The 13,467-nt window shown below is 70.9% G+C and carries 15 protein-coding genes; 11 read left to right on the forward strand and 4 right to left on the reverse strand.

The features are described 5' to 3' along the window. The first annotated feature begins 7 nt into the window (after positions 1-7). From OM076_RS30495 to OM076_RS30510, 4 genes are all read left to right on the forward strand, one after another. On the forward strand, positions 8-1,564 hold the full coding sequence (locus OM076_RS30495; RefSeq protein ID WP_270043909.1) for a hypothetical protein: 1,557 nt from the start codon (positions 8-10) through the stop codon (positions 1,562-1,564). A 205-nt stretch (positions 1,565-1,769) separates the two neighbouring features. Then, complete coding sequence (locus OM076_RS30500) at positions 1,770-2,540, forward strand: phosphatase PAP2 family protein (RefSeq protein ID WP_270043910.1); 771 nt, start codon at positions 1,770-1,772, stop codon at positions 2,538-2,540. Between the two features lie 14 nt (positions 2,541-2,554). Continuing rightward, complete coding sequence (locus OM076_RS30505) at positions 2,555-3,202, forward strand: CDP-alcohol phosphatidyltransferase family protein (RefSeq protein WP_270043911.1); 648 nt, start codon at positions 2,555-2,557, stop codon at positions 3,200-3,202. Between the two features lie 49 nt (positions 3,203-3,251). Beyond that, entirely contained in the window at positions 3,252-4,436 is a 1,185-nt protein-coding gene (locus OM076_RS30510) for an inositol-3-phosphate synthase (protein WP_270043912.1), read from the forward strand. A 68-nt stretch (positions 4,437-4,504) separates the two neighbouring features. Here the strand turns inward: OM076_RS30510 and OM076_RS30515 are convergent, their stop codons facing one another. Together OM076_RS30515 and OM076_RS30520 are read right to left on the reverse strand one after the other, a co-directional pair. After that, positions 4,505-4,918, reverse strand: a complete 414-nt coding sequence (locus OM076_RS30515; RefSeq protein ID WP_270043913.1) for a hypothetical protein — start codon at positions 4,916-4,918, stop codon at positions 4,505-4,507. Continuing rightward, positions 4,915-5,367 (reverse strand): plastocyanin/azurin family copper-binding protein, encoded by a 453-nt coding sequence (locus tag OM076_RS30520; protein ID WP_270043914.1) that lies wholly within the window; start codon positions 5,365-5,367, stop codon positions 4,915-4,917. The genes OM076_RS30515 and OM076_RS30520 overlap by 4 nt, the downstream gene beginning before the upstream one ends. Positions 5,368-5,472: 105 nt before the next feature. Between OM076_RS30520 and OM076_RS30525 the strand changes: the two genes are divergently transcribed. Genes OM076_RS30525 through OM076_RS30545 form a run of 5 tightly spaced genes read left to right on the forward strand, consistent with a single transcriptional unit; the run spans position 5,473 to position 10,483 of the window. Then, positions 5,473-6,696, forward strand: coding sequence for a sensor histidine kinase (locus OM076_RS30525; protein WP_270043915.1), 1,224 nt, complete (start codon positions 5,473-5,475; stop codon positions 6,694-6,696). Beyond that, entirely contained in the window at positions 6,693-7,310 is a 618-nt protein-coding gene (locus tag OM076_RS30530) for a response regulator (protein ID WP_270043916.1), read from the forward strand. The genes OM076_RS30525 and OM076_RS30530 overlap by 4 nt, the downstream gene beginning before the upstream one ends. 11 nt (positions 7,311-7,321) lie before the next feature. Beyond that, positions 7,322-9,229 (forward strand): PHP domain-containing protein, encoded by a 1,908-nt coding sequence (locus OM076_RS30535; protein WP_270043917.1) that lies wholly within the window; start codon positions 7,322-7,324, stop codon positions 9,227-9,229. A 49-nt stretch (positions 9,230-9,278) separates the two neighbouring features. After that, complete coding sequence (locus OM076_RS30540; RefSeq protein ID WP_270043918.1) at positions 9,279-9,884, forward strand: uracil-DNA glycosylase family protein; 606 nt, start codon at positions 9,279-9,281, stop codon at positions 9,882-9,884. Beyond that, a complete protein-coding gene (locus tag OM076_RS30545) occupies positions 9,860-10,483 on the forward strand; it encodes a TPR end-of-group domain-containing protein (protein ID WP_270043919.1) in 624 nt (207 codons plus the stop codon). Before OM076_RS30540 ends, OM076_RS30545 begins: the two co-directional genes overlap by 25 nt. Here OM076_RS30545 and OM076_RS30550 read toward each other — a convergent pair. Continuing rightward, on the reverse strand, positions 10,472-11,410 hold the full coding sequence (locus tag OM076_RS30550) for a zinc-binding dehydrogenase (RefSeq protein WP_270043920.1): 939 nt from the start codon (positions 11,408-11,410) through the stop codon (positions 10,472-10,474). The two genes, OM076_RS30545 and OM076_RS30550, sit on opposite strands and share 12 nt — an antisense overlap. Positions 11,411-11,473: 63 nt before the next feature. On the opposite strand from OM076_RS30550, the gene OM076_RS30555 reads away from it, so the two are divergent. Continuing rightward, positions 11,474-12,241, forward strand: coding sequence for an esterase/lipase family protein (locus OM076_RS30555; RefSeq protein WP_270043921.1), 768 nt, complete (start codon positions 11,474-11,476; stop codon positions 12,239-12,241). A gap of 61 nt (positions 12,242-12,302) precedes the next feature. Further along, a complete protein-coding gene (locus OM076_RS30560; protein WP_270043922.1) occupies positions 12,303-12,461 on the forward strand; it encodes a hypothetical protein in 159 nt (52 codons plus the stop codon). Between the two features lie 33 nt (positions 12,462-12,494). Here OM076_RS30560 and OM076_RS30565 read toward each other — a convergent pair whose 3' ends face one another. After that, positions 12,495-13,433 carry a hypothetical protein gene (locus OM076_RS30565; protein WP_270043923.1) on the reverse strand — a complete coding sequence of 313 codons (939 nt, stop codon included), beginning with the start codon at positions 13,431-13,433 and terminating at the stop codon, positions 12,495-12,497. Positions 13,434-13,467 lie beyond the last annotated feature (34 nt).

Genomic DNA, 13,467 nt, shown 5'->3' on the forward strand with positions numbered 1-13,467 from the left:
CTCCGCCATGCGGCGCGCGTTCGAGCATCCCCTCGCGCCGGCCTTGGGTTGCGCGCTGGTTTGCGGGATCTACTTGCTGGCCCAACCGGCGACCGCCGACATGGCCGCGCATTCCTATCGCGCGTGGCTCTTCCAGCACGAGGGGCTGACCGTCTGGAACGCGCAGTGGTACGGCGGGCACCACGTGCTCGGGTACTCGCTGCTGTTCGCGCCGCTGGCGGCCGCGATCGGGCCCGCCTACGTGGGTGTCTTGAGCGCCGTCGCCGCGGTCCTGCTCTTCATCCCGCTCGCGCGAGCGGCGGCGCCGTCGGACTCGGCGGGCGCGGCCGCGATGTGGCTGCTGACCGCCGGCGTGCTCTCCAACGTCCTGATCGGGCGGATGCCGTTCCTGCTGGGGATCGCACTCGCCGTCGGCGCCTGGTCGGCCGCGCGGTCCAAGCGCCGCGTGCTCTCGGGCGTGCTGGCGCTCGCGGCGATGCTGGCCAGTCCCGTCGCGGGCGTGTTCCTGATGCTCGGCGCGCTGGCGAAGCTGATGGCGGACGGACGACCCGCGGTGGCAACCGCCCTGTGGCTCGGGCTCCCCGCGCTCGCGGGCGGCGTCGGGCTCTATCTGCTCTTCCCCGAAGGCGGCACCGATCGCTTCACCGCGACCGCGTTCTGGCCGATGCTCGTGATCTCCGGCGCGGGTGTCGCGCTGCTCGCGCCGGGTCGCCGGACCCTGTGGGCCGGCGGGCTGCTGTACCTGATCGTGCTGGTGGGCGCGTTCGTCGTCCCGTCGCCGTTCGGGCAGAACGCGCTGCGGCTGGGCGTGCTCGCCGGGCCGTCGGTGCTCGCGCTCGCGCACCGCAAGCGCGTGCCGGTGTTCGCGCTGGCGGTCGTCGGCGTCGGCCTGCTCTACCTCCAGTGGCTGCCCGCGGTCCGCGCCGTCGCCGAGGCGCACGGCGACCCGAGCACCCGCCTCGCCTTCCAGGCCGAGGCGCGCGACTTCCTCGCGCGCGTGACGAAGCCGGGCGAGCGCGTCGAGGTGCCGATGACGGTCAACCACTGGGAGGCCGCCGACCTGGCCAAGGTCGTCCCGCTCGCCCGCGGGTGGGAGCGCCAGCTCGACCAGAAGGCCAACCCGATCTTCTACGACGGCAAGCCGATGACCGCGGCGACCTACCACGCGTGGCTGCAGGAGAACGCCGTGCGCTGGGTCGCGCTGCCCAACGCCCCGCTGGACTACTCCGCCCGCGCCGAGGCCGTGGTGCTCGAACGGGGGGCGAAGTTCCTCAAGCTCAAGTACGAGTCCCCGCGCTGGCGGATCTGGGAGGTCCGCGGGACCGACCCGCCCGCCTCCAACGGCGCGAAACTGCTGGCGGCGGGCCCGAACTGGTTCATGCTCGACGCCTCCAAGACGACCGTCGTGCGCTACCGCTACACCAAGTACTGGTCGACGACCGACGCCTGTCTCTCCCGCGCCGACGACGGCTGGACCGAGGTCGAGCCCCACAACGACGGCGGCGTGATCCTCGTGCAGGCGAAGTTCGGCCTGGAGCGAGGCAGACAGGCAAAGGGGTGTTGAACACCCGTCACCGCCCTGTGGCGGATTCTGGCGGGCCCCGCTCGCCCCTGCCGGGCGGCGATCGCCGCCACCGGACCACCAGTACGACCGCGGCGATCGCCGCCGGCAGGAACGACCGTGGATCTGGCCAGCGATCCACCACATGGCGATAACGGGTGTTAGCCCCCGTGGAGCGTCCGCCCTTCGCGTATTAGCCTCGGGGGCGATGGTGAAGAACCTGTTGCCCCGTGGCGTGCGGGACCTGCTGTGGCAAATCGTGTTGTTCTGCGGTGCGTATTGGCTCTACCGGCTCGTTCGCGGGCAGGTCTTCGACCAGTCCGCGGAGGCGTTCAACCATGCTCGCGACATCGTGTCGCTCGAGCGGCACCTGCACGTGTTCGCCGAACCGGCGATCCAGAACTGGGCGGTCGGGACCGGGTTCGTCAATGACGTGGGCAGTTGGATGTACCTCAACACCCACTTCATCGTCACCACGTGCACGCTCGCGTTCATCTACCTGTTCCGCAACGAGCACTTCTACTTCGTGCGCAACATGTTCATGGTGGCGATGGTGCTGGCGCTGATCGGCTACATCCTGTACCCGACCGCGCCGCCGCGGATGCTGCCCGAGCTCGGGTTCATCGACTCGGTGTCGGACTTCACCGGCGTCTCGTCGGACTCCGACGTCAACGCCCTCTTCAACCCATACGCCGCGGTTCCCTCGATGCACGTCGGGTTCGCCTTGATGCTCGGGGTCCCGATGCTGCGGATCGTCAAGCACCGGTGGGCGAAGGTGCTGTGGGCGCTCTACGCGCCGATCGTCGCCGGTGTCGTCATCGTGACGGCCAACCACTGGATCTTCGACGCGGTGACGGGCGCGCTGGTCGCGGGGATCAGCGCGTTGGCGGCGCAGACGGTGTTCGCCCGCGTGCGGCCGGCGGCATGGGCCTGGGATCCCGACCAAGCGGCCCTACCGGCACCGGCGCGCGCCGGATAGGCTCATCGGCCACCATGGCGACTCCTCCCGTAGAGAGCTCCCCGCGCGGCCGCGGGAACGGACCCCGCGACTATCAGACGGAGTTCCGCAACCGGTTGATCCAGTCGCGACTGACGCCGAACGCGATCTCGCTGACCGGTTTCGCGCTGTGCGTGGTCGCGGCGGTGCTGATCCTGCAGGGCTGGTGGATCGCCGGCGGCATCGCGTTCATCGTCGGCTCGGTATGCGACACGCTCGACGGCCGCTACTCGCGGATGTCCGGCAAGGCGTCGCCGTTCGGAGCGTTCCTGGACTCGACGCTGGACCGCGTCGAGGAGGGCATCGTCCTCGCGGCGGTCGCCTATCAGTTCGCAGACGACCCGGACCTGACGTTCATCGCGTCCAACCAGGTCGCGGTCGCGATGGTGGTCGTCGCGGTCATCGCGTCGATCATGGTCTCGTACACGCGAGCGCGTGCCGAGGCCCTGGGCGTGGAGTGCAAGGTGGGCATCGCCGACCGTGCGTTTCGTGTCGTCGTACTCTCTGCAGGCCTGGTCTTCGGGGACCTCAAGGCGATCGAACCGGCCGTGTACGTCCTGGCCGTGATGGCGGTCGTGACGGTCTTTCAGCGCATCTTCCACGTGCGCTCGGAGCTGAATAAGCCTGTAACTGAAGCCGTCTAACAGGGTTTACCTGTCAACGGTCACCCCCTTTGCGAAGGAATCGAGTTTCTTGAGCACCAACGGCACCAGCCGCTACCAGAACGAGAAGGTCCGCGTCGCCATCATCGGCGTCGGCAACTGCGCGAACGCCTTCGTGCAGGGCGTCCAGTACTACAAGAACGCTGAAGCCGGCACGCGCGTGCCCGGCCTCATGCACGTGGACCTCGGCGGCTACCACATCTCGGACATCGAGTTCTCCGCGGCGTTCGACATCGACGCGGACAAGGTCGGCAAGGACCTCTCCGAGGCGATCTGGTCCGGCCAGAACAACACGATCAAGTTCGTCAAGGAGGACGTGCCGCACCTGGGCGTCCCCGTCCAGCGCGGCATGACCCACGACGGCCTCGGCAAGTACCTGTCCGAGAAGATCACCAAGGCCCCGGGCTCGACGGTCGACATCGTCGAGGTCCTCAAGGAGACGCGCACCGACGTCGTCGTCTCTTATCTGCCGGTCGGCTCCGAGCAGGCCACGAAGTGGTACGTGGAGCAGATCCTCGAGGCCGGCTGCGGCATGGTCAACTGCATCCCGGTGTTCATCGCCCGCGAGGAGTACTGGAGCAACCGCTTCAAGAAGGCGGGCCTGCCGATCGTCGGCGACGACATCAAGTCCCAGGTCGGCGCGACGATCGTTCACCGCGCGCTCGCCCGCCTCTTCGGCGACCGCGGCGTGGAGCTGCAGCACACGTCGCAGCTCAACGTCGGCGGCAACATGGACTTCTACAACATGCTCGAGCGCGAGCGCCTGGAGTCCAAGAAGATCTCCAAGACCAACGCGGTCACGTCGATCGTCGATCACGACATGCCCGCCAAGGACGTCCACGTCGGCCCGTCGGACTACGTGCCGTGGCTCGAGGACCGCAAGTGGGCGCACATCCGCCTCGAGGGCGCGGCCTTCGGCGACGTCCCGCTGACCGCCGAGCTCAAGCTCGAGGTCTGGGATTCCCCGAACTCGGCCGGCATCGTCATCGACGCCGCCCGCTGCTGCAAGCTCGCGCTGAACCACGGCGTCGCCGGCCAGCTCGACGGCCCCAGCTCGTACCTCATGAAGTCCCCGATGAACCAGCGCCCGGACGATCAGGCCCGCGCTGACACCGAGGCCTTCATCGCCCAGTACGCCCGCGCCGAGAAGGTCTCCCGCGCCGCACGCGACAAGAAGGCCTCCGAGAAGGCCGACGAAAAGGTCGCGGCCGAGTAAGCCGCCCCGCCCTCGCTTTCGTTCCCGCGCCGCCTCTCAACGGGCGGCGCGGGTCGTTTTAACGCGGCTCAGTTCTCGAGCGGGGTGACGGTCAACGGGCGGGCCGGGGCGGGTGCGCGGCGGGGGGAGAGGGCCAGTGCCGCGGACGAGGTCGCCAAGACGGCGCCTTCGACCCACAGGGACGCGAGGCCGAGCGGGTCGGTCCAGTTGCCGACGTCGTCGTCGGCGCCCGGCAGGCCCGTGGTGCGGCTGAGGATGTAGCCGGCGAGCGGGAGGAGCGCGACGACCGCCGCGGCCGCCAGCCAGCGCGGGTCGGGCGCGTACAGGAGCGCGGCGGAGACCACGAGCGTCGCGGCCATCAGCAGCACGTAGGCCCAGAACAGCCAGCGGGTCTCGTGGAAGGTGTCGATGCTGTCGAGCAGGTGGATCAGGCCGATCCCCGCCACACCGACGATCGTGATGGTGTTCGCGCGCTCTGTCATCGCACGGTCAGCGTGCCCTTCATGCCCGCGGCGGCGTGGCCGGGAACGGGGCAGATGAACGTGTAGGTGCCGCGCTTGAGGGTCGTGGTGAGCGTCGAGGTCCCGCCCGGCTGCACGACCTTGCCCGATCCGTGACCTTGGATCGCGATGGCGTGCGGCATGCCGGACGACGACGGGTTCGTCAGCACGAGCTTGATCTTGCCCGCCTTGGCGCTCAGGCGGCTCTTGTTGAAGCGCAGCGCGCCGCCCGGGTCCGCGCTCAGCTTCAGCGTCGTGACGTGGGCGGAGGACGAGGTGGCGGCAGCCGCGGTTGCGGTCGCGGCAGGCGCGCTGTAGGCGGCGTTGGAGCCGGTGCTGGTCGTCGTCGAGCCGGAGGCGCTGGAGCCCCCGCAGGCGGCGACGAAGCCGCTGACACCGATCAGGAGGGCGGCGAGAGGAAGTCTTGTCATGGCCGACACGGTCGCTCCAGACGGGTCCACTTTCCCACCCGACCTTGGTCGTATACGACCAAGGTCCAATGCGGGACCCACCGGGCGCCGCCATCCTCGGTAGCGATGCGCCGCCTGCTCTCACCCGTCACCCAGTTCGCCCTCAGCGGCCTGCTCGTGGTGCTCGCGGTCGCCGTCGTCGGCGTGCTGGCCGTCCGCCACATCTCCCGCAACGAGGCGCTGCGCGACGCCAAGCAGGTCACGGAGCTGGCCGGGAACGCCGTCGTCGCCCCCGCGATCGAGCCGGGCGTGCTGACCGGGAACCAGCAGAGCCTGGAGAAGCTCGACCGCGTCGTGCGCTTCTACGTGCTCCGCGACCCGGTCGTGCGCGTGAAGCTCTGGGATGAGAGCGGCCGCATCGTCTACTCCGACGAGCCGCGGCTGATCGGCAAGCGCTTCGCGCTGGAGCCCGACGAGCGCGCGCTGTTCCGCCACCCGGGCGTGCACGCCGACGTGAGCGACCTCACCCGCCCGGAGAACCGCTTCGAGGCCGGCCGCGGCGCGCTGCGAGAGGTCTACCTCGGGATCCCGGGCCCGCACGGCACCCGCCTGCTGTTCGAGACCTACCTCCGCGAGGGCGCGATCTCGGCCGAGACCCACCGCGTGTGGCGGGACGTGATCCCGATCGTCCTCGGCGTCCTGCTCGCCCTCTGGCTCGTGCAGGTCCCGCTCGGCTGGTCGCTGTCGCGGCGCCTCAAGCGCGGCCAGCGCGAGCGCGAGGAGCTGCTCTACCAGGCGGTGACCGCGTCCGAGCACGAGCGCCGCCGCCTCGCTCGCGACCTGCACGACGGCGTCGTCCAGGACCTCGTCGCGGTCTCGCTCACGCTCGGTGCCGCGCAGGACCACGAGACCGGCGCGCAGGTGCGACAGGCGATCCGCCGCCTGCGCACGCTGCTGGTCGAGCTCTACCCCGACGACCTGCACCGCCAGGGCCTCGGCGGCGCGCTCGAGGACCTGCTCGCGCCGCTGCAGAGCCAGGGGATGCGCACCGAGCTGCACGTCGACGAAGGCCTCGAGCTCGGCCGCGGCACCGAGGCGCTGCTGTACCGCACCGCCCACGAGGCGCTGCGCAATGTCGCCGCCCACTCGCACGCGTCGAGCGTTCACGTCAGCGTGACCCGCGGACCCACGCTCGAGGTGACCGACGACGGCGACGGCTTCGACGCGCCCACCGACACCCGCCCGCACCTCGGCCTGCGGATGCTCGACGACCTCGCGCGCGAGCACGGCGGCACGCTCGAGATCCGCTCGACGCCCGGCCGCGGAACCAGCATCCTCCTGAAGCTGTGATCCGCGTCCTGCTCATCGACGATCACGCGCTGGTGCGAGCCGGGCTCGCCCGGCTGATCGCCTCGGGGGAGGACATGGAGGTCGTCGGCGACGCGGGCGACGGCTCGACCGGGGCGACCCTCGCGCGCGACCTCAAGCCCGACGTGGCGCTCGTGGACCTCGCGATGCCGGGCATGGACGGCATCGAGACCACCCGCCGCGTCCGCGCCGCCAGCGAGCACACCCAGGTCGTCGTGCTGACCGCGTTCTCGGACCGCGTGCAGGTGCTCGGCGCGCTGGACGCCGGCGCGCGCGGCTACCTGCTCAAGGACGCCGAGCCGGACGAGCTGCTGCGCGGCATCCGCGCCGCCGCGCGTGGCGAGTCCCCGCTGGACCCGCGCGCCGCCCACGCCGTCCTCACCCGCGCGACGCCTGAGGCCGGCTCCACGCTCACCGCCCGCGAGCGCGAGGTCCTCAAGCTCGTCGCCGAAGGCCTGCCCAACAAGCAGATCGCCCGCGCGCTGGGGATCACGGACAAGACCGTGAAGGCGCACATGACGAAGATCTTCGCCGCGATCGGGGTGACCGACCGCACCGCGGCGGCGCTCTGGGCCCACAGAAACGGCGTCCGGTAGGCTGCGGGTCAGTGGCAGAGCGCTTCGCCATCGCCCAGGTCGCGCCGCATCCGTTCGAGGATGCGAACGAGGTCGGGACGTTCGCGGCCGAGGTCTCGCGGGAACTCGCCGAGCGCGGGCACCGCGTCCTCCTGCTCGCCCCTTCGCGCTCGCCCGAGCTGGTGCGCGAGTCGCGCAAGCTGATCCGCGCCGCGCGCGAGACGCCTGAGGACTTCTTCGACCCGGACGGCGGGGTGCGGGTGCTCGGCGTCGGCGAGCTGCTGTTCTCCGGCAGCCGCCGCGGGATCAATCCCGCGCCCCCGGTCGACATCGCGCGCACGATCGAGGACGTGCTGGGCGCAGCGCCGCTGGACTTCGTCCACGTGCACGAGCCGTGGGCGCCGAGCGCCGGCTCCGTGGCGCTGCGGCACTCGCGCGCGCTCAACGTCGGCTCCTTCCACGCGCCCGCCGAGCGGGTGCTCTCCACGCAGGTGGCGCGGAAGTTCGTCGAGACCTTCTTCGGCCGCCTCGACGCCCGCACCGCCAGTTACGAGGCGACCGCCGAGCTGCTGAACCGTTACTTCCCGGCGCGGTACGAGCTCCTGCGCCCCGGCGTCACGAGCGAGACGCGGGTGGAGCGCGAGCCCGGCGCGCCGGTGCGGATCGTCTTCTCCGATCGCGAGGAGCGCGCCGCGCTGCGGCTCTTCCTGCGCGCTCTGCGCCACCTCCCGGAGGATCTGCCGTGGGAAGCGGTCGTCTACTCCAAGACGGGCGCGATCCCGACCCTGCGCTCGAGCCTGCGCAACCGGGTCACGGTCGTCGACGACGAAGAGCTCGCCCTCGCCGGCGCCGACGTCGTCGTCACGGCCTCGCTCGGCCAGCAGACCGCGCCCGGCGTGGTCGTGCGCGCGCTCGGCGCGGGCGCCGTCCCGCTCACCTCGCGCCTGCCGGTCTACGAGGAGATCCTGCGCCACGGCGACGTCGGCCTGCACTTCGAGCCCGGCGACGTCGACGTCCTCACCGAGCAGCTCGAGCGCCTGATCCGCGACGAGCCGCTGCGCACGAGCATCGCCGAGCACGGCGCGCAAGCGCGGGGGGAGCTGGCCTGGTCGCGCGTCGCCGACGAGGTCGAGGCGATCTACGCCCGCCTGGCCGCGCAGCGCCACGACCCGGACCCCAGGCCCGAGGTCCGGGCACGGCTCGCGAAGCGCAAGCTGATCGAGGTCGACCTGCACATGCACACCGACCACTCCAGCGACTGCGCGACACCGGTCGACGTGTTGCTGGCGACCGCCGTGGACGTCGGCCTGGGCGCGATCGCGGTGACCGACCACAACGAGGTCTCCGGCGCGCTGGACGCCCGCGAGAAGGCCGCCCAGTACGGCATCAAGGTGATCGTCGGCGAGGAGGTCATGACCGCCGACCAGGGCGAGGTTATCGGCCTGTTCATCGAGGAGAAGATCCCGCGCGGGATGACGCTCGCCGAGACGATCGCCGAGATCCGCCGCCAGGGCGGGATCGTCTACGTCCCGCATCCCTTCGACCGGATGCACTCGGTGCCGGACTACGAGCACATGCTCGCCGTCGTCTCAGACATCGACGCGATCGAGGTCTTCAATCCGCGCATCGCCCTGCCGGCCTTCAACGAGGAGGCCGTGCGCTTCGCGGGCAAGTACCGGATCGTCGGCGGTGCAGGAAGTGATTCACACGTCGCCCAGGGCCTGGGCAGCGTCCGGATCAGCATGCGCGACTTCGACGGGCCCAAGGAGTTCCTCGAATCGCTGCGCGACGCCGACATCGCCGCCAAGCCCTCATCCCTGCGCTACGCAAGGGTTCAGGCGCTCAAGTTCCTGCAGACGAAGGCCGCTCCGTCGGCCGCTCGCGCGGCCACCCGCCGGCGCAAGGTGGCCAAGGCCGTCGCGGGGCGCGGCGGGCAGTGAGTTGCAGAGTGGAGGGGAACCCGGCCTCGGGGTGAAACCGGTCGGCGCAATGCCCGCCACCGACGACGAGATCCGCGAGAAGTACCTCGAGCGCGCCATCCGCGAGCTCAACACGTTCACTCGCGAGCTACAGAGCTGTGACCGCTGCCCCCGTGGCAACCTGATGCCGGTCCTCGGCTCTGGCCACCCGCAAGCCGACGTGATGCTCCTCAAGCACGCGCCCACGCCCGCGGAGGTCGAGGAGGGCGTCGCGTTCTACGGCCGCGCCGGAACCGCCCTGATGAAGTCGCTCAAGCGGCTCGACATCGACCCCCTGGTCGTCTACGGCACCTTGTGTGTGAAGTGCCCGGTCGCCGACCCGCTGCTGGCCGCGCCGGAGTGCGTCGCGCGGCTGGTGGAGGAGATCGCGATCGTGCAGCCCAAGATCATCGTGGTCATGGGTATGGAGGCGCTCGACATCCTCAACGAGCTGCAGCTGCCGCTCGCGCGCGAGGTGTTCGAGTCGCCCGGTGTCGTCCAGCGGCTGACCCCGTCGATCGAGGCGCTCTACGTGCCCGACATCGACCGGTCGCTCGACGAGGAATCCGCCAAGCGCGCGTTCTGGAGCGCGTTCCGAGAGCTGGGGGGCTGGTGGGCCGACTTCCCTCCGTACTAGGCCTCGCCGACCTCGAATCGGTCGAGGTGGGAGAGGGCGTCTACCGGCCGATCGCCCGGGCCCTGGGCGTCTCGGCGTTCGGCGTGAACGCCTACACCGGGCCGCGGGCGGGGGACGAGGTGATCGAGCCCCACGACGAGCAGGGCCACGGGTCCGGCCGGCACGAGGAGCTCTACGTCGTGCTGACCGGCCGGGCCGAGTTCGAGCTCGACGGCGAGACGATCGACGCGCCGCCCGGCACGCTGGTCTTCGCCCGCCCGGAGCAGCATCGCGCCGCGAAGGCGGCCGAGGACGACACGACGGTCCTGGTGATCGGCGGCAAGCCGGGGGCGGCCGGGCCGCCGTCGCCGTTCGAGTACTGGTACCGCGCGACCCCGGCCTACCGCTCCGGCGACTACGCGCGTGCCTACGAGATCGCAGCGGAGGGCCTGGAGGCCCACCCGGACAACCCGTCGCTGCAGTACAACCTCGCGTGTTACGCGGCGCTCGCCGGCCGGCGCGAAGACGCGCTCGCGCATCTCGAGGTCGCCTTCGCGAACAATCCCGAGACGCGCGAGTGGGCGTCCAAGGACGCCGATCTCGAGTCGCTACGTCTGTAGGACGATCTTCCCGAGCTTGCCGCCGGCCAGGAAGCGCTCGTAGGCCGCGGGGGCGTCCGCCAACGCGAACGTCTCGGTCACGGGGACGGACAGATCGCCGGACGCGAACCCCGGCAGGACCATCTTCTCCATCAGCCGCGCGGCGATCGCCTTCTCCTCGATCGGCCGGTTGCGCAGGGTCGAGCCGTGGATGCGCCCGCGCTTACCCATCAGCTTGACCAGGTTGATCTCGGTCTTGGCCCCCGCGCCGACGCCGATGATGCAGATCCGGCCACCGGTCGCGAGTGCGTCGAGGTTCTCGGACAGGTTCTGCGCGCCGACGAGCTCGAGGATCACGTCGTACTCGCCCTCGGACGCGAAGCCCTCCGTAGAGATCGCGTGGACGCCGAGGGCCGCGATCTGGGCCCGGTGCTGCTCGTTGCGCACGGTCGCGGTCACGCGCGCGCCGGTCATCGTGCCGAGCTGGACGGCCGCCATCCCGACCCCGCCCGCGGCGCCGTGGACGAGCAGCCGCTCGCCGCACATCAGCCCCGCCTGGGTGAAGAGGGCGTCGTGGGCCGTCGTGAACGCCTCGGGCACGCCGCCCGCCGCGGTCCAGTCGAGCTCCTCCGGGACGGGCATCGCCGTGCGCTCGTGGACGACCGCGAGCTCGGCCTGCCCGCCGCCGGCCACGATCGCCATCACGCGATCGCCCGGTTCGAAACGCCCGGCTCGCCGCCCGCAGCTCAGGACCTCTCCGGCGATCTCCAGCCCGGGGATGTCCTGCGGGACGCCGGGCGGCGCGGGGTAGCCCCCGGCGAGCTGCATCATGTCGGCGCCGTTGAGGCCGGCGGCCTTGACGCGGACCAGGAGCTGGCCGTCCTGGGGCTCCGGATCCGGGTGTTCGACGACCTCGATCCGGCCATCGCGGATGGTGGCGGCACGCATGCTCGCGAGGCTACTCCCCGTTCGTCGTGTACGTATTGCGACTGAATGGGGTAAACCTTTTCCGTGGGCGTATCACTTCCGCACTTCCCCCCGCTCTGGCGCGAAGGTCTCGCCGGCGTGGAGGCCGCGGCGCTGTTCCGCAGCTCGGTGTGGCGGGGCGGCGGGGTGCCGGACGGCGAAGGGCGCCCCGTGCTGCTGATCCCCGGGTTCATGGCGGGCGACGGCTCGATGTCGACGATGACCCGCTGGCTGCGCGAGAACGGCTACCGCCCGCACCGGGCCGGGATCCGCGCCAATGTGGGCTGCAGCGAGGAATACCTCGCGCGGCTCGAGGTCCGCCTGGAGGAGCTGGCGGACATCACCGGCCACCGCGTGGCGATCATCGGGCAGTCGCGCGGAGGGGTCTTCGCGCGGGTGCTGGGAGCGCGTCGCCCGGACCTGGTGAGCGGGATCGTGACCCTCGGCGCGCCGACCGTGCGCCAGCTCAGCGCCCACCCGTTCGTGCTCGCCCAAGTACTCGTCGTGGGGGCGCTGGGCACCGGCAAGGTCCCCGGCATGTTCCGCGTGAGCTGCCTGCGGGGCGCCTGCTGCAAGCGTTTCCGCGCCGATTTGGCAGGCCCGTTCCCGGACGAGGTCGGCTACACCGCGCTGTATTCGAAGACCGACGGCGTCGTCGACTGGCACGCCTGCCTGGACCCGGCCGCGAACCAGGTCGAGGTGCGCGCGTCGCACCTCGGGATGGGCCTCAACGCGGAGGTCTACGCCGAGGTCGGCAACGCGCTCGGCTCCTTCGCCGACGACGACGGTGAGTTCTGGGCCGAAGCGGCCTAGACTCGGTTGTATGCCCCGTCAAGAGCCCGCCCGCAGTCAGACGGCCGGCGAGCCGCCACCCATGAAGTTGAAAGTGCAGCTGGACGCGAAGGGCGAGTGGCAGGCCGTTGAGCCGCCGCGCGAGATGGTCGAGACCATCGAGGCCGCCGAGCGCCCGCCCACGCCGGACGATCCCCGCGCCAGCTCCTGGCGCCAGATCCCGCCGTTCGGCGGCGCCTAGCCCGCCCGCGTCGTCCCGCGGCGCACGGTTCTCCTATCGCGCCACTGACGTGCCGCTGGCCAGCAGCTTCCCGTCGACCGTCACGCGCACGCGCAGCTTGCCGTGCCGCGGCGGGATCGTCAAAGCCGCCAATCCGGTCACGGCCACCGTTTGCGTGTAGGCCTTCTCGCCACCACCGCTCACTTTGAACTGCGCCGAGCAGGGCAGAGGACAGGTGACCCTCGCCACGCTCAGCCGGTGCTCTCGCCGGAGCGCGCGGTCGCGGATCGTGGCGGTGGCGGTCGCGATCGGACCGGCCGGCGCCGAGACCGCGCGTCTCGCACTCGGTTGCAGGGACTCGACCGCGTAGGGGTACACCCCTTTCGCATACACCGGTATCGAATCCGTAGGGTGGGATTGACCTGAGACGAAGCCAGTGGTGGCGAACGCGTACCAACCGGTCCAGCGCTCGCTGATGAGGACGGGAGCCGAGCCTTCCCCGAGCACTTGACAGTCGGTCGCCTGCGGCGAGCGACACACGGCGAGCGAGCCGCCGCTGAACGGGCCCCACGGCGCGCCCCAGCCGCCTGAGACCTCCGCGAGGACCGCCGAAAGCGTCCCGCCGACGGCGGGCACACCCGCGACCGCCGGCGGAGCCGTGACCACGTAGGGGCCGAGCCAAGGCGGTGTACGAACGGCCTTCACGACCATGTCGTCCTCGCTCCATCGCGCTTCGTAGCTGTCGCCGGCCGCGATGGCCGTCAGGTCGACGTAGCCCTCGGGCGTCATCGGCGTCGGCGTCGACTCACAGGCTCCGCCGGCGGGACAACGGACCACCTCGACTTTGCCGGCCCAGGCCTTCGGGCCAGGGACCGCGTGGAGGTACGGCGTGTCACCGGCTCTCCAGTCGAGATACCGCGTCGACGACTGGCCGTACGCGGGTGTGACGGAACACCACGCGATCATCGCTGTGGCGGCGCAGACCCATCTCATGAGGCGAACGTAGCTCGCGTCCGACGCAATCGGA

The organism is Solirubrobacter ginsenosidimutans (assembly GCF_027587205.1).

Bases quoted from the DNA above. Each gene is read 5' to 3' on its own strand.
- OM076_RS30520 (WP_270043914.1), bottom strand. From the start codon at position 5,367: ATGACAAGACTTCCTCTCGCCGCCCTCCTGATCGGTGTCAGCGGCTTC.
- OM076_RS30565 (WP_270043923.1), bottom strand. From the start codon at position 13,433: ATGAGATGGGTCTGCGCCGCCACAGCGATGATCGCGTGGTGTTCCGTC.
- OM076_RS30525 (WP_270043915.1), top strand. From the start codon at position 5,473: ATGCGCCGCCTGCTCTCACCCGTCACCCAGTTCGCCCTCAGCGGCCTG.
- OM076_RS30540 (WP_270043918.1), top strand. From the start codon at position 9,279: ATGCCCGCCACCGACGACGAGATCCGCGAGAAGTACCTCGAGCGCGCC.
- OM076_RS30515 (WP_270043913.1), bottom strand. From the start codon at position 4,918: ATGACAGAGCGCGCGAACACCATCACGATCGTCGGTGTGGCGGGGATC.
- OM076_RS30495 (WP_270043909.1), top strand. From the start codon at position 8: ATGCGGCGCGCGTTCGAGCATCCCCTCGCGCCGGCCTTGGGTTGCGCG.
- OM076_RS30500 (WP_270043910.1), top strand. From the start codon at position 1,770: ATGGTGAAGAACCTGTTGCCCCGTGGCGTGCGGGACCTGCTGTGGCAA.
- OM076_RS30505 (WP_270043911.1), top strand. From the start codon at position 2,555: ATGGCGACTCCTCCCGTAGAGAGCTCCCCGCGCGGCCGCGGGAACGGA.
- OM076_RS30560 (WP_270043922.1), top strand. From the start codon at position 12,303: ATGAAGTTGAAAGTGCAGCTGGACGCGAAGGGCGAGTGGCAGGCCGTT.
- OM076_RS30550 (WP_270043920.1), bottom strand. From the start codon at position 11,410: ATGCGTGCCGCCACCATCCGCGATGGCCGGATCGAGGTCGTCGAACAC.